Origin of the sequence: Dactylosporangium sp. NPDC048998 (assembly GCF_043197855.1) — a bacterium.
In the GTDB taxonomy this organism is placed as follows: Bacteria; Actinomycetota; Actinomycetes; order Mycobacteriales; family Micromonosporaceae; genus Dactylosporangium.
In genome coordinates this window covers 1-18,164 of record NZ_JBICTV010000014.1, presented here as the reverse complement: position 1 = coordinate 18,164, position 18,164 = coordinate 1, and the positions used below count along the sequence as shown (strand labels likewise).

The following is an 18,164-nucleotide window of genomic DNA, read 5'->3' as shown; positions in this document are numbered from 1 at the left end:
CCACAACGCTGTGGGCGAACAGGCGCCGCCCGCCCGGCGTCACCGGACGGGCGGCCTGGTGAAACGGCGGCTACTCGCCGCCCTTCTGCACGTATCCGCGGACGAATTCTTCGGCGTTCTCCTCGAGCACGGAGTCGATCTCGTCGAGGAGGTCGTCGACGTCCTCGCCGAGCTGTTCGACCCGCTCGGCCGTCTCCGGGTTGACCTCAGGCGCGGCGACGTCCTCTTCCTCGTCACGCCGAGACCTGCCGGACTGGGACTGCCCGCCCGTATCCCTCGTAGCCATGCCTCATCCTCCTCGGGGACCACCATACGTACCGCTGCATCGAACTTACCCGGAAGTGATCGCCTCCAGCAGATCCTTCGCGCTCGGGCACTTGTCGAACAACGCGCCGACGTGCTTCTTGGTCCCTCGCTCGGGCTCCATCATCGGCACCCGCACGAGGGACTCGCGGCCCACGTCGAAGATGACCGAGTCCCAGCTGGCCGCCACCACCTCGGCGGGGTATTTGGCCAGGCAGCGGCCGCGGAAGTAGGCCCGGGTGTCGTCCGGCGGCTCGATGATCGCGCGCTGGACCTCTTCCTCGGCGAACAGCGTCGCCATCGAGCCGCGGGCCACCAGCCGCTGGTAGAGGCCCTTCTCGGGGCGCACGTCGGAGTACTGCAGATCGACAAGCTGCAGCTTGTGCGACGACCAGCCCAGCGACTCCCGCTCCCGGTAGCCCTCCAGCAGCCGCAGCTTGGCCACCCAGTCCAGCTCGCCGGCGCAGAGCATCGGGTCGCGCCCGAGCTTGTCCAGGGCGTCCTCCCACCGGTCGAGCACGTCGAGGGTGATCTCGTCGGCGTCGGCGCCCTGCCGCTCCTCGACGAAGACCCGGGCCCGCTCGTAGAACGCCCACTGGATGTCCAGGGCGGTGAGCCGCCGGCCGTCGCGCATCCGGATCAGGTGCTTGAGCGACGGGTCGTGGCTGACCGCCTTGAGCTCGGTGACCGGGTCGGCGATGCCCAGGTCGGCCGAGAGCGCCTTCTCCTCGATCATCGCCAGGATGAGGGAGGTGGTGCCGACCTTCAGGTACGTCGAGATCTCCGACAGGTTGGCGTCGCCGATGATGACGTGCAGCCGCCGGTACTTGTCCGCGTCGGCGTGCGGCTCGTCACGCGTGTTGATGATGGGACGTTTCAGAGTGGTCTCCAGCCCGACCTCGACCTCGAAGAAGTCGGCGCGCTGGGAGAGCTGGAAGCCCGGACCGGAGCCGTCCTGGCCGATGCCGACCCGCCCGGCACCACAGACGATCTGCCGGGTGACGAAGAACGGGGTGAGGTGCATGACGATGTCGGCGAACGGGGTCTGCCGGCGCATCAGGTAGTTTTCGTGCGCGCCGTAGCTGGCGCCCTTGTTGTCCGTATTGTTCTTGTACAGATGGATCGGCAGCGTGCCGGGGATCGTCGCGGCGCGCCGGGCGGCCTCGGCCATCACCCGCTCGCCGGCCTTGTCCCACAGCACCACGTCGCGCGGGTTGGTCACCTCGGGCGTGGAGTACTCCGGGTGGGCGTGGTCGACGTAGAGCCGCGCGCCGTTGGTCAGTATCACGTTGGCCAGCCCGAGGTCCTCGTCGGCGAGCGCCTCGGCGGGGTCGTACAGCGCGCCGGAGTAGGTGAAGCCGCGGGCGTCGCGCAGCGGCGACTCCTCCTCGTAGTCCCACCTGGCCCGCCCACCCTTGGTGAGCTCGGGCCGCGCCCCGTACGCGTTGACCACCTGGGAGGACGTGACCATCGGATTCGCACCCGGCTGGCCGGGCACGGACACGCCGTACTCGACCTCGGTGCCCATCACGCGCCGCACACTCATGCCACAACCCTAGTCGTATGGACCGTCACCCGGCCCACACCGCGCGGGCCAGTTTCCAGCTTGGCGCGCGCTCCGCGCGGGGGACACCGCCGCGGGCGCCTGCGGCGCGGGGCACACCGGGTTGATTTCTGGCCTGGCGCGCGCTCCGCGCGGGCGCAGCCCGGGGGGTTCCCACCCCGGACCCCCCATGCCCGCTCCGCGGACACCTTCTACTTGCGCTGCGCGCCCCTGCCTCCCTCACCGTCTCGCAGTGGCGCCTGCGGCGCGCTTCGCGCGGGCGCCGAGGCGGGCACTGGTTGTGTGTAAGAAGTGGCTGCCATCGCATGCCATCGCAGCCACTTCTTACACAGAGCTTCGCGTGGGCGTGGCCGGGGGCCTGGAAAGCCGGAGCGGGCGGGACCGGGTGGTCGCCGCCCGCTCTCGGGGGTGGTGCTTGCTTACAGGTACTGGCCGGTGTTGGTGGCGGTTTCGATCGACCGGCCGGCCTCGGCGCCCTTGCCGCCGGAGACGAGCGTGCGGATGTACACGATCCGCTCGCCCTTCTTGCCCGAGATGCGGGCCCAGTCGTCGGGGTTGGTGGTGTTGGGCAGGTCCTCGTTCTCGCGGAACTCGTCGACGCACGAGTCGAGGAGGTGCTGCAGGCGCACACCCTTCTGGCCGCTGCTGAGGAAGTCCTTGATCGCCATCTTCTTCGCCCGGTCGACGATGTTCTGGATCATCGCGCCCGAGTTGAAGTCCTTGAAGTACAGGACCTCCTTGTCGCCGTTGGCGTAGGTCACCTCGAGGAAGCGGTTCTCCTCGGTCTCGGAGTACATCCGCAGCACGACCGCGTCGATCATGGCCGCGACCGTCGCCTCGGCCGAGTCGCCGTGTTCGGCGATGTCGTCCCGGTGCAGCGGTACGTCGGTCAGAATGTACTTCGAGAAGATGTCCCTGGCCGCCTCGGCGTCCGGCCGCTCGATCTTGATCTTCACGTCGAGCCGGCCCGGGCGCAGGATCGCCGGGTCGATCATGTCTTCCCGGTTGGACGCGCCGATGACGATGACGTTCTCCAGCCCCTCCACGCCGTCGATCTCGCTGAGCAGCTGCGGCACGATCGTGTTCTCCACGTCGGAGGAGACGCCGGAGCCGCGGGTGCGGAACACGGAGTCCATCTCGTCGAAGAACACGATGACCGGCGTGCCTTCGCTGGCCTTCTCACGGGCCCGCTGGAAGATCAGCCGGATGTGCCGCTCGGTCTCGCCGACGTACTTGTTGAGCAGCTCCGGACCCTTGATGTTGAGGAAGTAGCTGGTCCGCTTCTCCTCGCCACGCACCTCGGCGATCTTCTTCGCCAGGGAGTTGGCCACCGCCTTGGCGATGAGGGTCTTGCCACAGCCGGGCGGGCCGTAGAGCAATACGCCCTTGGGCGGGCGCAGCTTGTGCTCCCGGAACAGGTCGGCGTGCAGGAAGGGCAGTTCCACCGCGTCGCGGATCTGCTCGATCTGCGGAGACAGGCCACCGATGTCGGCGTAGTCGACGTCGGGCACCTCCTCCAGGACCAGCTCCTCGACCTCGCTCTTCGGGATGCGCTCGTATGCGTACGCCGAGCGCGGCTCGATCATGAGCGAGTCGCCGGCGCGCAGCGGCGCGTCGGCGAGCGTGTGTGCCAGGTGGACGATCCGCTCCTCGTCGGCGTGCGAGATGACGAGAGCCCGGTCGCCGCCCTCGAGGACCTCCTTCAGCATGACGACCTCGCCGGCCCGCTCGAACCCGAGCGCGTCGACGATGTTGAGGGCGTCGTTGAGCAGGACCTCCTGGCCTCGGCGCAGCTCCTCGGTCTCGATCGCCGGGGAGACTGCCACGCGCAGCTTGCGCCCACCTGTGAAGACGTCGACAGTGCCGTCGTCATGGCGGGCGAGGAAGACGCCGTAACCGCTCGGCGGCTGTGCCAGGCGGTCAACCTCCTCCTTCAGCGTCACGATCTGGGCCCTGGCCTCCTTGAGGGTGGCCACGAGCCGCTCATTGTTTTCGGTCAGCCGGGCAATCTGCGCCTGCGCTGCGGCGAGCCGCTCCTCGAGCTGTCGCACATGTCGCGGAGTCTCCGTCAGCTTGCGCCGCACCAGGGCGAGTTCCTCCTGAAGAAACGCGACCTGCGTGGAGAGATCGTGGGCGTCCTTCTCCCATCGTGCGGCGCGCGTCTCCGCGTCGTCGCTGCGTGCCACGTCCCACCTCCCCGGGGGCTTTGAACGTTGTGCTCTAACACTAACTGCTGATCGCCGGTTCGGGCCCCCTCGAACACGTGCGCCATAGGGTGTTTACAAATCCGGGATGCTTCCAGTGCCCTATCCAGCACCCTTTCCGGGCCCCTGCGGTGTGTGTCACGGCCCCCTGCACGGTTCGCGGGGCGTCGGGTAGCGTCATGACTGTGAGCGTGGAGACTTCCGAGGACATCCTGCAGGTGTGGGTCGACCAGGACCTGTGCACCGGCGACGGCCTGTGCGTGCAATACGCGCCGGAGGTTTTCGAGTTCGACGTCGACGGTCTAGCCTACGTCAAGGGCCCGGACGGCGAGCTGCGGCTGGCGCCCGGCAGCCGGGTCGATGTGCCCGCCCACCTGCGGCTCGAGGTCATCGACGCGGCCAAGGAGTGCCCGGGCGACTGCATCCATGTGCACCGCCGGTCCGACGACGCTCCCGTCGCGGGCCCCGACGCCGAGTGATCTCACGCCTGGCCACGCCCGATCACCCAGCTACGCCCCGGACTACAGCATCGGCTTGCCGACCAGCGAGCTGACCAGGCGCGCGAACTCCTCCAGCCGGGCGATCTGACCCGCACCGCCGTCGTCGAGGGTCTTGCCGAAGCGCAGCGCGTCGTGGCGGATCACCGAGCCGGCCTCCTCCGCCGCCACGTTGGCCTCGTCGAGCGACGTGAGCAGCAGATACACGTCCACGCTGTCGACCCGGTGGGTGCCGTTGGGGTTGCGGCTGATCCGCCGCCGGCAGCCGACCTCGGTCACCGCGGACAGGGCCACCACCCGCAGTGACGACGTCATCGAGCCCGGCGGCGCTTCCTCCGGCGGGATGTCCTCGCCGTGCCAGAGGATCAGCCGGTTGCCGTCGCAGACCACGACCTCCTGCCACACGCCGTTGACGTCGTTGACGAACCGCTCGAGGGTGAAGCCCAGAACGCTCTGACCTCGAAGTACACCGGACAGGGCATCCAACGCGATGTCCGGATCGCGCAGGTATGCCCGGGCCGCCGACTCGAGGTCCGGGTACGGCGACCAGTCGGGAAAGACCGCGGGTAGGTCACTGAAGCTCGGTCGGCTCATGCCCTTCGGCCTCCTCGTCTGCCCGGGCGGCCGCGGCGGCCGCCAACCGCCGCGCCGCGTACGCCTCGGCCCCCTTGCTCGGCTTGCGCCGGCGCGGCGGTGCGGTCACCCCGGGAGCGAGCTTCCGGGCGCTGACCAGGAACGCCGTGTGCGCGATCATGCGGTGGTCGGGCCGCACGGCCAGGCCCTCCGCATGCCAGTCGCGCACGAGGCTCTCCCACGCTCGAGGTTCGGTGTACCCACCATCCTCGCGCAAGGCCTCCACCAACTCCGACAATTGGGGCGTGGTCGCAACATATCCGATGAACACGCCGCCGGGGATCAGCGCCCGCGAGACGAGCGGAAGGATCTCCCACGGCGTGAGCATGTCTAGGATTATCCGATCAAAACCGGCATCTTCACAGCCGGCCACGTCCCCGACCCGCAGCGTCCAGCCCGGCACCGGGCCGCCGAAGAACGCCTCCACGTTGCGCCGGGCGATCGCGGCGAAGTCCTCTCGCATCTCGTACGAGGTCACGGTCCCCTCGGACCCGACGGCGCGCAGCAGCGAGCAGGTCAGCGCGCCCGAGCCGGCGCCGGCCTCCAGCACCCGGGCGCCGGGGAAGATGTCGCCCATCGCCACGATCTGGGCCGCGTCCTTGGGGTAGATCACCTGGGCGCCACGCGGCATGGACAGCACGTAGTCGGACAGCAGCGGGCGCAGTGCCAGGTAGGCGGTGCCGCCGGTGGAGGTGACCACGCTGCCGTCCGGCGCCCCGATGAGCTCGTCGTGGGCGAGCCGCCCGCGGTGCGTGTGGAACTCCTTGCCCGCCTCCAGCACGATGGTGTGCATCCGCCCCTTCGGGTCGGTGAGCTGGACCCGGTCGCCCGGGCGGAAGGGGCCCCTCCGGACGGCGGACGGGGTGTGGGCGGGGCTTTCCACGGTCACGTGCTGTTCCTCCGGACGGTCGGCCTGCGCGGCCGCCGGGTCGGGGCCACCAGGGAGACAAGGTCGGCGCCGCGCAGGACGCCGTGCACATCCTCCCCGGTGACCACGAGGTAGTCGCCGCCCGGGTCGTCCCTGATCGCCATCAGCAGGTCGGTGCCGCGCAGGTCGCCGACGAGCACGTGATCGCGGTCGATGCGCCGGGTCACGTCGCCGATCGGCACCCAGGGCCGCCGCTCGGCCGGCACCGCGCGCGCCGAGGCGCCGTGCACAAACCCGACCAGGCTCCCCCCGCCGTCGACCACGGCCACGACCGGCGACCGCTCGGCACTCGCCGACGCGATGCGGTCGGCCTCCGACAGCGGCGTGTCGGCGGTCACCGCGACGACCGGCCGGGCCAGCTCGCGGGCGCTGAACGTCGGCAGGCTGGCGGCCGCCTTGGCGTGCCGGATCGCCTGCCCGGCCCCGACCCACATGGTGAGGGCGACGAGCAGGGTGAACAGGATGCCGAAGTACCCGTGCACGAACGGGGACTGCCACAGCAGCAGCGCGATCCCGGCGGTCGCCAGCGCCAGCACCCGCCCGGCCCACCCGGCGACCTGCCGCCCGACGTTGGCGTCGCCGCTGAGCTGCCACACCAGCGCTTGCAGCGCCCGCCCGCCGTCCAGCGGCAGCCCCGGCAGCGCGTTGAACAGCGCGACCACGATGTTGGACAGCGCCAGCCGGAACGCGAACGTCTCGGCGATGCCGCCGGGTGGCAGCACCACCGCGGCGGCGGCCGCGACCAGCCCGATCGCCAGCGACACCACCGGACCCGACAGCGACACGTACAGCTCCACGCCCGGGCGCGGCGCCTCGCGCTCCATCTCGGTGTACCCGCCGAGCATCTCCAGCGTGATGCCGCGCACACCGATGCCGCTGCGCCGGCTCGTCACGGCGTGCCCGAGCTCATGCAGCAGCACCGAGATCAACAGGCACACGACGAACCCGAACCCGACCGCCAGCCCCGTGGTGAACGGCAGCCCCGACTGGCTCGCCGTGTACTGGCCATACGTGAGCGTGATCAGCCCGGCCAGCAGCAGCCACGAGGGCGCCAGGTAGACGGGGACGCCGGCCAGCCGGCCCAGCGGGATGCCCGCCCCGCGCTCGCGGGGCTGCGGGCGGGCAGCCGGCGTCGCCGGCGCGGATGCCGTGCGGTGTTCGTCCATCGCACCCGATGCTACGGGCTCGCGGCTTCGAAGCACGTTTTCGTCGTACCCCCCGTCTAACCTCTTGGGCATGACGGTGCCCGTTACCTCCGCCCTGCCAACCCTGTCGCCGTCGCGCGCCGCGGACTTCAAGACCTGCCCCCTGCTCTACCGCTTCCGCAGCATCGACCGCCTGCCCGAGCGCCCGACCCCCGACCAGGCCCGCGGCACCCTGGTCCACGCCGTCCTCGAGGCCCTCTTCGACGCCCCGTCCGGCGAGCGCACCCCGCAGCACGCCGCCGACCTGGTCGCGCCGCAGTGGCAGCGTCTGGTCGAGCAGGAGCCGGAGCTGGCCGAAATCTTCGCCGGCACCCCCCTCACTCCCGACGAGTTCCTGTCCGCCGCCGGCGACCTGCTCTCCGGCTACTTCGCCGTCGAGGACCCCAACCGCCTGGAGCCGGCCGACCGCGAGGCGTATGTCGAGGCCGAGGTCGACGGCCGCCTGGTCATCCGCGGCATCATCGACCGCCTGGACGTCTCCCCCGCCGGCGACCTGCGCGTGGTCGACTACAAGACCGGCGGCGCCCCGCGCGAGGCCTTCGAGGCCCGCGCGATGTTCCAGCTCAAGTTCTACGCCCTGGTCCTGTGGCGCACCCGCGGCGTCGTGCCGAGGGTCCTGCGCCTCATGTATCTGCGCGACCGGGAGGTCTGCGACTTCGCCCCCGACGCCGACGACCTGGCCCGCTTCGAGCGCACCCTGCTCGCCCTGTGGCAGGCGATCGAGCTGGCCACCCAGACCCGCGACTTCCGCCCCAAGCCGAGCCGCCTGTGCGGCTGGTGCGCCCACCAGGCCCTCTGCCCCGCATACGGTGGCACGCCCCCGCCCTTCCCGGAGACCACCCCACCCCCGAGCGAGGACCCGGCCGACCTGGTCGTGGAGCGCGACTGACGGCCCCGCATCCGAGGCAGATGACTCCGGTCCGCCCAACGCACGACCGTTCCTCCCGTGAGACACCGGGCCGGGGCCTGCCTGAAGGGCGGCCCCGGCCCTGCCACGTCCGCGGTGCCAAGAACACGCGGCCTCCGGCCGCGACAACCGGCCCGCGCTCGACGACCTCGCGCAGGCGCGCCACCTCGGGCCCGGGCGAAAATTCCGATATATCACGATTTAGTGCGATCGCCGTTTGGGCGCCGGCATCCAGCGAAGCCCAGTTCGGGCGGCGCCGACCACGCCCGCAGTCTGCGCCGACCGGCCAGCGCGTGGCGGACCGAACTTGCCAGGCCCGACCAGCACAAGGTTTCCGCGATCATGCAGCACCCGTCGGCCGAACACCCGGTTCGTCATGATCACGGAGTGGAAACGTACAAGGAGCAGCACGTTCACTCCGGGATCACGGAAACCCGGGTTCCGTCCGCGACCGCGCAGCGAACGTGGCCGAGGCGCCAAGACACGCGCGGCCTCGCCCCGTCAAGCCCGGCGATCACGGAACGAGTCCGCGACGCCGAGAGCATGCGCGGCCTCCGCCGCGGCGAGCCGGCGGTCGCGGAACGAGGTGTTTCGCGGCCCGGGCGTAGCCGAACGTGCTCGACGCCCTCCGCCTCTTCCGACAAGACCGAAATATCCGATATTTCGCGTTATCGAGCGACGGTCGTCGGCCTGCGCCGGTGAGTTGGGGGCGGGTCCGGTGCTTCGGTTCGGGCGCGGCTCGGCACCGGGGAAGTCGCGACGAGGCGCGGGCGGGTCGTCCGGGCGTGGGCGCGGGCGTCCGACCCGGGCTCGCCGCATGGTCCTCCTTGCGGGGCGGGGGCTCATCCCTGAGGAGGAGAGCGGCTCGGGCGCGGCGACGAATGGGGCGGTCAACGCAGCCGATACCGTCGATAGCGTGCGCAGGGTCAAGGAGTTGCTCGGCCGGCGGGGGCACCCGCTCGCCCAGGACATCGCGTTCGCGATCCTGCTGATGCTCTTCAGCGCCGGGCTCGAGACCCTGGCGCGCGACGCGTTCGGGGTCAGGGACCTGCCGGTGCAGCTGGCGTACGACTCCCTGGGGCTGGTGGCGATCGCGATCCGGCGGCAGTGGCTCTGGGTCGCCGTGTTCTGGACCGCGGCGCACGCCGTCGTGCCGTTCGTGGCGGGGCTGCGGCTCGTCGACGGCGGGCTCGGGATCATCGTGCTGACGTACACGGCGGCGGCGCACCTGCCGCCTCGGCGCGGCTTCGCGGCCGCGGCGGTGATGTGGTTGCCGGGGATGGTGCTGGCCAGTCTGCTCGGGCGGACCGGCGACACCGCCTTCTACCCCGACGCGAAGATCTTCCTGGTGTTCAACACGATGAGCGCGCTGGTGTGCTTCACCGTGGGGCGCACCGTGGCGACGCGCCGGGCGTACATCGCGGCGCTGGAGGACCGGGCCCGCACCGCCGAGACCAGCCAGCGGGCGCAGACGGAGAAGGCCGTGGCCGAGGAGCGCCGGCGCATCGCCCGCGAGCTGCACGACGTGGTCGCGCACCACGTGAGCGTGATGGGCGTGCTGGCGACCGGGTCGCGGCGGATGCTGACCCGGGACCCGGCCGCGGCCGACGAGGCCCTGGCCACGATCGAGGAGACCGGGCGCACCGCGCTGCGGGAGATGCGGCGGCTGCTCAGCGTGCTGCGGACCGAGGCGGAGCCGGCCGGCGAGCTGGCGCCGCAGCCGGGGCTGGCGGGCATCGAGGGGCTGGTGGAGCAGATCCGGGAGGCCGGCCTGCCCGCGGTGCTGCGGGTCGACGGCGAGCCGGGGCCCCTGGAGCCCGGCGTGTCGCTGACGCTGTACCGCATCGTGCAGGAGGCCCTCACCAACGCGCTCAAGCACGCCGGGGCGGCGACGGTCGAGGTGCGGCTGACGTTCCGGCCCGCGGACGTGACCGTCGAGATCTGCGACACCGGGCGCGGGCCGCAGCTGGGCACCGCGGCCGTCGGGCACGGGCTGCTGGGCATGCGCGAGCGCGTAATGCTCTACGGCGGGACCCTGCGCACCGGCCCCCGCCCCGGCGGCGGATACCGTGTCCACGCGAGGATCCCCATCGAGGTACCGGCAGAGAGGCAGTTGGCGAGTTGACCGAGGCGCGTCCGATCCGGCTGCTGCTCGTCGACGACCAGCCCCTGCTGCGCACCGGGTTCCGCATGGTGCTCGGCGGCGAGCCCGGCCTCGACATCGTGGCCGAGGCCGGCGACGGGGTCGAGGCCGTGGAGCTGGCCCGCCGGCTGCTGCCCGACGTGGTGCTCATGGACATCCGGATGCCGCGCATGGACGGCGTCGCGGCCACCCGCGCGATCGTCGACGCGAAGCTGCCCGTGCGGGTGCTCATCCTGACCACGTTCGACCTGGACGAGTACGTCGTCGGGGCGCTGCGGGCCGGGGCCAGCGGGTTTCTGGCCAAGGACGTGCCCGCCGACGACCTGGTCATCGCGATCCGCACCGTGGCGGCCGGGGAGGCGGTCGTCGCGCCGCGGATCCTCAAGCGGCTGCTGGACAAGTTCGCGGACGCGCTGCCCGACCCCGACGCGGCGCCGCCGCGGGACCTGCGCGTGCTGACCGACCGCGAGCGCGAGGTGCTGGTGCAGCTGGCCAGGGGCCTGTCCAACGCCGAGATCGCCCGGGCACTGTCGGTGAGCGAGACGACCGTCAAGACCCACGTCGGTCACGTGCTGACGAAGCTGGGGCTGCGCGACCGGGTCCAGGCCGTCGTCCTCGCGTACGAGACGGGACTGGTCCGCCCCGGCTCCTGACCTCGTTCTCGGGGACGAGGGACGGGGTGACGGGCACCCTTAGCGTGAAGTGGACAACACAAGAGGTACCACTGCACGAGGGGGAACTGAGCGTGACCACGACTGTCACGACCGGGGACGGGGTCGCCGCCCGCGCGGTTGACGTGTGGAAGGTGTACGGCAGCGGCGAGGCCCAGGTCATCGCGCTGAACGGGGTGAGCGTCGAGCTCGAGCGGGGCCACTTCACGGCGATCATGGGGCCGTCGGGGTCCGGCAAGTCGACGCTGATGCACACGCTCGCGGGCCTCGACTCCGTCACCCGCGGCGAGATCTTCATCGGCGACACCAAGCTGACCGGGATGTCCGACGGGGCGCTGACGAACCTGCGGCGGACCAAGGTCGGGTTCATCTTCCAGCAGTTCAACCTGCTGCCGACGCTGACGGCGGAGGAGAACATCCTGCTGCCGCTGTCGATCGCGGGTCGCAAGGCCGATCCCGCGTGGTACGACACCGTCATCAAGACGGTCGGGCTCGGCGACCGGCTCGGGCACCGGCCCAGCCAGCTCTCCGGCGGCCAGCAGCAGCGCGTCGCGTGCGCGCGGGCCCTGGTGTCACGGCCGGAGGTCATCTTCGCCGACGAGCCCACCGGCAACCTCGACTCGCGCTCGGGCGCGGAGGTGCTGTCGTTCCTGCGCAACTCGGTCCGCGAGTTCGGGCAGACGATCGTGATGGTGACGCACGACCCGAACGCGGCCTCGTACGCCGATCGGGTGATCTTCCTCGCCGACGGCCGCATCGTGGACGAGTTGCGCGATCCCACCGCCGAAGCGGTGCTGGACAAGCTCAAGAACCTGGACAGGGCGCCCGGCGAGCTCGCTGGCGAGGTGGCCTGACCACCATGTTCAAGGCGACGCTGAAGAGCCTGCTGGCGCGCAAGCTGCGGCTGACGCTGTCGACCCTGGCGGTCGTGCTGTCGGTCATGTTCGTGTCCGGCTCGCTCGTGCTCACCGACACTCTCGGGCGCACGTTCGACAACCTGTTCGCCAACATCTACACGTACACCGACGTGCAGGTCTCGGCGAAGTCCCAGCTCCAGCAGCAGGGCGGCGGCAACGCCGCCAACACGCCGTTCCCGGCCTCGACCGTGGACCGGGTCGCGAAGATGGACGGCGTGGCGAGGGCCACCGGCCAGGTGTTCCTCAACGGGGCGATGCCGGTCGGGCGCAACAACAAGATCGTGATCAACCAGTCCCGGCAGCAGTACGGCGGGAACTGGACCGGCGAGGACGAGCTCGTCAAGCTCGTCGAGGGGCGGGCGCCGGCGGCCGGCGACGAGGTCGTCATCAACAAGGGCCTGTCGAAGTCGGCGAACTACAAGGTCGGCGACTCGATGGACGTCATCACCCGCGACCAGCAGCGGGGCACGTACAAGATCGTCGGGCTGATGCAGTACACCGGCGGGCGCGACTCGATGGCCGGCGAGAGCACGATCTTCTTCACCACCGCCAAGGCCCAGGAGTCGATGCTCGGCGCCGAGGACGAGTTCAACGTCATCGACGTCAAGGCCGCCCCGGGGGTCAGCGACGAGCAGCTGCGCGACACCCTCAAGGGGCAGCTGGGCGACGGGTTCGTGGTGCGGACCGGCAAGGAGCTGTCCGACGAGTCCAGCCAGGCCATCAAGAGCGTGCTGAAGTACTTCAACTACGTGCTGCTGGGCTTCGGCGCCGTGGCCCTGCTCGTCGGCGTGTTCCTGATCCTCAACACGTTCTCGATCATCGTGGCCCAGCGCACGCAGGAGCTGGCGCTGCTGCGGGCGATGGGCGCCGCACGGGGCCAGATCCTCCGTTCGGTACTGCTGGAGGCCGTGATCATCGGCGTGGTGGGCTCGGTGTTCGGCTTCCTGGTCGGCCTCGGGCTCGGCGCGCTCGGCGCCTTCCTGTTCGTCGGCCTCGCCGACGGCGCCCAGGTCGCCGGCCTCGGCTTCCCGATCTCGGCGATCGTCGCGTCGTTCGTGATCGGCATCGGCGTCACGATGGTCGCGGCGCTCATGCCGGCGCTCAAGGCGTCCCGCGTCGCCCCCATCGCGGCGATGCGCGAGTCGGCCGCGCCCGACCGGCCGCTGACCCGCCTGACGGTGATCGGCACGGTCATCACCGCGGCCTCGATCGGCGCGCTGACCTGGGGTCTGGCCGGCGCCGGCGGCGCGACCCTGTCGCTGGTCTTCGGCGGGGTGCTCGGCGTCCTCATCGGCGTGGCGCTGCTGACGCCGATCGTGAGCCGGCCGCTGGTCGCCGGGCTCGGGTCGCTGTTCTCCTGGACGGTGCCGGGCAAGCTGGGCCGGCGCAACTCGGCGCGCAACCCGCGCCGCACGGCGATCACCGCCGGCGCGGTGATGATCGGCATCGCGATCGTCACGGCGATCAGCACGATCTTCACCTCGCTGTCCACGGCGCTCGGCGACACGGTCTCCAAGGACCTCCAGGCCGATCTCGTGGTGCTCGGCCAGCAGACCAGCGAGCTCCCACCGGTAGTCACCCCGCAGGAGCTGCAGCGCATCACCGCGCTGCCGGAGGCGAAGACGGTCGCCGCGCTCACCGCCGACGCCGTGGAGATCGACGGCAAGCCGAACTACGTGGTGTCATACCTCGACCCGGCGGCGTACGTGTCGGTGCTCAAGCTCAAGGCCGACCAGGGGCGCATCGACCGGCTGGAGCAGGGCGAGTTCATGGTGGACAAGAAGACCGCCGAGAACCGCGACCTCAAGCTCGGCGACACCATCAGCGTCACGTTCGCCAAGGGCGCGCAGAAGACGCTGAAGCTCGTCGGCATCACCGGCGACACGACGCTCGGCGGCGGCATCGTCATCGACTACGCCGACGCGCAGGCGGGCTTCTCGTTCCCGCAGCCGTGGCAGGTGTACGTCGCGTTGCAGGACGGCGCGTCGGTGGCCGCGGCCAAGGACTCGGTCAACGACATCCTCAAGGACAACCCGCAGGTCCAGGCGTACACGAAGGACGAGTACGTCAAGACCAACCAGCAGAGCTTCACCGTCGCGCTCGTCATCGTGCAGGTGCTGCTGCTGATCGCCCTGGCCATCTCGGTCCTCGGCGTCATCAACACCCTGCTGCTGTCGGTCATCGAGCGCACCCGCGAGCTGGGCATGCTCCGCGCGGTGGGGCTACGCCGCAGCCAGACCTGGGTCATGGTCACCACGGAGTCGGTCGTCATCACCGTCTTCGGCACCGTGCTGGGCCTGGCGGTCGGCGTGGGGCTGGGCGCGGCGATCGTGACGGCGCTCAAGGACGCCCTGGGCTTCGGCGCGGTGACCCTGCCGTGGGGCCTGATGATCGCCTACTTCTTCGCCTCGATGATCGTCGGCGGCGTGGCCGGCCTCATCCCGTCGGTGCGCGCCGTGCGGCTCAACGTGCTCGGCGCCATCGCCTACGAGTAATACCCGCCCTCACCGGCGGTCACGGGCCGCGGTCGCCTCCGGGTGGCCGCGGCCCTGTTCGTGCCGGGTGTCTGAGCAAGCTGTGCCGGCCGGATCGGGGTTGACCCTGAGTGCGGATCCGGGACGCTCCCCAGCAGAAAATCCGTGGGCGGCTACCCCCGCGGGCGGACGTTTCGCGTCCCCCGGGCCCTGACGATGAGTGCACACCATTTTCCAGGGGGAAAACATGACTGCATCGGTTGCGACGCGCACCGAGGTGGCCGCACGGGCGGTCGACGTATGGAAGGTCTACGGCTCCGGCGAGGCGCAGGTCAACGCGCTGGCCGGGGTGTCGGTGGAGCTCGAGAAGGGTCGCTTCACGGCGATCATGGGCCCGTCCGGCTCGGGCAAGTCGACGCTCATGCACTGCCTCGCGGGGCTGGACGCCGTGACGCGGGGCCAGGTATACGTCGGCGACACGAAGATCACCGGGCTGTCGGACCGCGGGCTGACGAACCTGCGCCGCAACAAGGTCGGGTTCATCTTCCAGCAGTTCAACCTGCTGCCGACGCTGACCGCCGAGGAGAACATCCTGCTGCCGCTGTCGATCGGCGGGCGCAAGGCGGATCCCGCGTGGTACGACACCGTCATCGACACGGTCGGCCTGCGCGACCGGCTCGGGCACCGGCCCAGCCAGCTCTCCGGCGGCCAGCAGCAGCGCGTCGCGTGCGCCCGCGCGCTCGTGTCCCGGCCGGAGGTCATCTTCGCCGACGAACCGACCGGCAACCTCGACTCGCGCTCGGGCGCCGAGGTGCTGTCGTTCCTGCGCAACTCGGTCCGCGACTTCGGCCAGACGATCGTCATGGTCACCCACGACCCGAACGCGGCCTCCTACGCCGACCGCGTGGTGTTCCTCGCCGACGGCCGCATCGTCGACGAGCTCTACGCGCCGACCGCCGACGCGGTGCTGGACCGCCTGAAGCGCCTCGACACGCACGCGGACAGGGCGGTCTGAGCCCGATGCTGAAGGCAACGCTCAAGAGTCTGCTGTCGCGCAAGCTGCGGCTGATCCTGTCCGGGCTGGCGGTCGTGCTCGGCGTGATGTTCGTGTCGGGCGCGTTCGTGCTCACCGACACCCTGGGCCGCTCGTTCGACAGCCTGTTCGCCTCCGTGTACGCGAAGACCGACGTGCAGGTGACCCACCGGCCGAAGGTCGGCGGCGGCGAGATGGACGGCCCGCGGGCCACCACCAACATCCCCGCCGACGTCGTCGACAAGGTCAAGGCGGTGCCCGGCGTGGCGAGCGTGTCCGCGCAGGCGGCCGCGGACGGCGCCCGGGTCATCGGCAAGAACGGCAAGGTCGTCACCACGGTCGGCCCGCCCCGGCTGGGCGAGAACTGGACCGGCACCAACGACCTGCTGCAGCTGCGCGAGGGGCGCGGGCCGAGCGCCGACGACGAGATCGCGGTCAACGTGACCACGGCCAAGAACGCCGGGCTCAAGGTCGGCGACGAGGTCGGGGTGCTCACCCTGCAGCCGAAGCGGACGTTCAAGCTGGTCGGCATCTTCGGGTACAGCGGCAACCGGGACTCCCTCGGCGGGGCCCTGGAGGTAGCGTTCACCACGCCGGTGGCCCAGGAGCTGATGCTCGGCGAGAAGAACGTGTTCAGCAGCATCAGCGTCAAGACCGAGCCTGGCGTCACGCACGAGCAGGTGCGCGACCGTATCGCGGCGGTCGTCGGCGCCGACTACACGGCGAAGACCGGCGCGCAGTTGCAGGCGGAGACGACCGAGAGCTTCAAGCAGGGCCTCGGCTTCTTCAACAACATCCTCATCGGCTTCGCCGGCGTGGCGCTGTTCGTCGGCACGTTCCTCATCCTCAACACGTTCTCGATCATCGTGGCCCAGCGGACCCGGGAGCTGGCGCTGATGCGGGCGCTCGGCGGCAGCCGCGGCCAGACGCTCGGCTCGGTGCTCACCGAGGCCGTCGCCATCGGCCTGCTCGCCTCCGTGCTCGGCCTGGCCGCCGGCATCGGCGTCGGGGTACTGCTGGCGTGGCTCTTCGGCAACTTCACCGGCGTCGCGCTGGCCTCCGTCGGCGTGCCGGTCTCGGCCGTGATCAGCGCCTTCGTGGTGGGCCTGCTGGTGACGGTGGTGGCGGCGGTACTACCGGCGCTGCGTGCCAGCCGCATCCCGCCGATCGCCGCGCTGCAGGAGGTGGCCACGCCCGACCGGCCGCTGACGAAGCTCACGATCAGCGGCGCGATCGTCGGCGCGGCCGGCGGCACCCTGCTGGGCCTGGGCCTGGCCGGCAAGGGCAGCGGCAACACCACCCTGTTCCTGATCCTCGGCGGCGTGCTCGTCACGTTCATCGGCGTCGCGCTGCTCACGCCGCTGCTGGCCCGCCCGGTGGTCGGGCTGCTCGGCCGGCTGTTCTCCTGGTCGGTCCCGGGCAAGCTGGGCCGGCTCAACTCCGGGCGCAACCCGCGCCGCACCGCGATCACCGCGGCCGCGCTGATGGTCGGCCTGGCCCTCATCACCGGCGTCAACGTCGTCCTCGCCTCGGCCAAGCAGAGCCTGAACGAGCAGGCGGACACGCAGGTGACCGTCGACCTGATCATCTCCGGTGACGGGGACGGGAACGGGCCGGCGACGTTCGACCCGGCCGTGCTGACCTCGACGGCGAAGATCCCGGGCGTGGCGAGCACGGCCAGCGAGTACTGGGAGTTCGGCAAGATCGGCGACGAGCGCGGCTCGGTCTCGGCGGCGCCCGACGCGGCGGCGTGGGCGGCGATGTTCAAGATCAAGGCCGACCAGGGCACGCTGCAGTGGACCGGCAAGGACCAGGCGATCGTCGACCCGGTCACGGCCAAGGAGCGCCACCTCGCCCTCGGTCAGACCGTGGACATGCAGTTCAGCCGCGGCGGCGTGCACCACGTGACGATCGTGGGCGTCTACGGCAAGAGCGACGTCACGCGGGGCCTGGTCGTCTCCCCCGACCTCATCCCGGACTTCCGCATCCAGCAACCGGCGTGGGGGTTCGTGAAGGTCGCCCCCGGCACGTCCGTCGACGAGGTCCAGCGGCAGGTCGACACCCTGCTCAAGGACAACCCCGAGGTCTCCGTGGCCAATCGGGCCCAGTACGTCGCAGCCCAGTCGGCGCAGTTCGACCAGTTGCTCACGATGATCCAGGTGCTGCTGGCGCTGGCGATCCTCATCGCGGTCCTCGGCATCGTCAACACCCTGGCGCTGTCGGTGCTGGAGCGCACCCGGGAGCTGGGCCTGCTGCGGGCGATCGGCATGCGCCGGGCGCAGACGATGCGGATGGTCACCGTCGAGGCGGTCGTCATCTCGGTCTTCGGCGCGCTGCTCGGCCTGGGCGTCGGCACCGGCCTGGGCGCGGCGGTGGTGCGGGCCCTGAAGAACGAGGGCTTCACCAAGATGGCGTTCCCGTGGTCGCAGATGGCGACGTACCTCGTGCTCGCCGCGCTCATCGGCGTCATCGCCGCGGTGCTGCCGTCGATCCGCGCCGCGCGGGTCAACGTCCTGCAGGCCATCGCGCACGACTGATTCGGGCACTGCGGGTGGGGGAACGGGGGGGGGGGGGGGGGGGGGGGGGGCCGGGGGGGGGGCGGCCCCCCCCCCCCCCCCCCCCCGCCGTGCACCAGGATCACGGCCGGGCCCGCGCCGCCGTAGCGGCGGTGCCCGATGACCGTCC

Annotated in this window: 14 protein-coding genes; 8 read left to right on the top strand and 6 right to left on the bottom strand. The window is 70.9% G+C overall.

Going from position 1 to position 18,164, the window contains the following annotated elements:
- Nucleotides 1–70: 70 nt before the first annotated feature.
- The 3 genes from ACGFI8_RS28030 to arc all read right to left on the bottom strand — a co-directional run bounded on the left by ACGFI8_RS28030 (nt 71) and on the right by arc (nt 4,053).
- The gene (locus ACGFI8_RS28030; protein ID WP_392809369.1) at nt 71–286 is read right to left on the bottom strand and encodes a ubiquitin-like protein Pup; all 216 of its coding nucleotides are present in this window, start codon (nt 284–286) and stop codon (nt 71–73) included.
- A 45-nt stretch (nt 287–331) separates the two neighbouring features.
- On the bottom strand, nt 332–1,849 hold the full coding sequence (dop, locus tag ACGFI8_RS28025) for a depupylase/deamidase Dop (RefSeq protein WP_392809368.1): 1,518 nt from the start codon (nt 1,847–1,849) through the stop codon (nt 332–334).
- Between the two features lie 437 nt (nt 1,850–2,286).
- Nucleotides 2,287–4,053 carry a proteasome ATPase gene (gene arc, locus ACGFI8_RS28020; protein WP_392809366.1) on the bottom strand — a complete coding sequence of 589 codons (1,767 nt, stop codon included), beginning with the start codon at nt 4,051–4,053 and terminating at the stop codon, nt 2,287–2,289.
- 209 nt (nt 4,054–4,262) lie between these two features.
- Here arc and ACGFI8_RS28015 point away from each other — a divergent pair, with 209 nt between their 5' ends.
- Nucleotides 4,263–4,550 carry a ferredoxin gene (locus ACGFI8_RS28015; protein WP_392809631.1) on the top strand — a complete coding sequence of 96 codons (288 nt, stop codon included), beginning with the start codon at nt 4,263–4,265 and terminating at the stop codon, nt 4,548–4,550.
- Nucleotides 4,551–4,592: 42 nt separating this feature from the next.
- Here the strand turns inward: ACGFI8_RS28015 and ACGFI8_RS28010 are convergent, their stop codons facing one another.
- The 3 genes from ACGFI8_RS28010 to ACGFI8_RS28000 are packed head-to-tail and all read right to left on the bottom strand — an operon-like array spanning nt 4,593 to nt 7,295.
- On the bottom strand, nt 4,593–5,162 hold the full coding sequence (locus ACGFI8_RS28010; RefSeq protein WP_392809364.1) for a hypothetical protein: 570 nt from the start codon (nt 5,160–5,162) through the stop codon (nt 4,593–4,595).
- Nucleotides 5,140–6,090 carry a tRNA (adenine-N1)-methyltransferase gene (locus tag ACGFI8_RS28005; RefSeq protein ID WP_392809362.1) on the bottom strand — a complete coding sequence of 317 codons (951 nt, stop codon included), beginning with the start codon at nt 6,088–6,090 and terminating at the stop codon, nt 5,140–5,142. Before ACGFI8_RS28005 ends, ACGFI8_RS28010 begins: the two co-directional genes overlap by 23 nt.
- Complete coding sequence (locus ACGFI8_RS28000; protein WP_392809361.1) at nt 6,087–7,295, bottom strand: site-2 protease family protein; 1,209 nt, start codon at nt 7,293–7,295, stop codon at nt 6,087–6,089. Before ACGFI8_RS28000 ends, ACGFI8_RS28005 begins: the two co-directional genes overlap by 4 nt.
- 70 nt (nt 7,296–7,365) lie before the next feature.
- Here ACGFI8_RS28000 and ACGFI8_RS27995 point away from each other — a divergent pair, with 70 nt between their 5' ends.
- The 7 genes from ACGFI8_RS27995 (at nt 7,366) to ACGFI8_RS27965 (ending at nt 18,016) form a co-directional block, all read left to right on the top strand.
- Nucleotides 7,366–8,223: a RecB family exonuclease gene (locus ACGFI8_RS27995; protein WP_392809359.1), complete on the top strand. Its 858-nt coding sequence runs from the start codon at nt 7,366–7,368 to the stop codon at nt 8,221–8,223.
- A 934-nt stretch (nt 8,224–9,157) separates the two neighbouring features.
- A complete protein-coding gene (locus ACGFI8_RS27990) occupies nt 9,158–10,366 on the top strand; it encodes a sensor histidine kinase (RefSeq protein ID WP_392809358.1) in 1,209 nt (402 codons plus the stop codon).
- Nucleotides 10,363–11,037, top strand: coding sequence for a response regulator (locus tag ACGFI8_RS27985; RefSeq protein WP_392809356.1), 675 nt, complete (start codon nt 10,363–10,365; stop codon nt 11,035–11,037). Before ACGFI8_RS27990 ends, ACGFI8_RS27985 begins: the two co-directional genes overlap by 4 nt.
- Before the next feature lie 92 nt (nt 11,038–11,129).
- Entirely contained in the window at nt 11,130–11,909 is a 780-nt protein-coding gene (locus tag ACGFI8_RS27980; RefSeq protein ID WP_392809354.1) for an ABC transporter ATP-binding protein, read from the top strand.
- Between the two features lie 5 nt (nt 11,910–11,914).
- Nucleotides 11,915–14,467, top strand: a complete 2,553-nt coding sequence (locus ACGFI8_RS27975; RefSeq protein WP_392809353.1) for an ABC transporter permease — start codon at nt 11,915–11,917, stop codon at nt 14,465–14,467.
- A 226-nt stretch (nt 14,468–14,693) separates the two neighbouring features.
- On the top strand, nt 14,694–15,461 hold the full coding sequence (locus ACGFI8_RS27970; protein ID WP_392809351.1) for an ABC transporter ATP-binding protein: 768 nt from the start codon (nt 14,694–14,696) through the stop codon (nt 15,459–15,461).
- Between the two features lie 5 nt (nt 15,462–15,466).
- The gene (locus ACGFI8_RS27965; RefSeq protein WP_392809350.1) at nt 15,467–18,016 is read left to right on the top strand and encodes an ABC transporter permease; all 2,550 of its coding nucleotides are present in this window, start codon (nt 15,467–15,469) and stop codon (nt 18,014–18,016) included.
- The last annotated feature ends 148 nt before the right edge of the window (nt 18,017–18,164 follow it).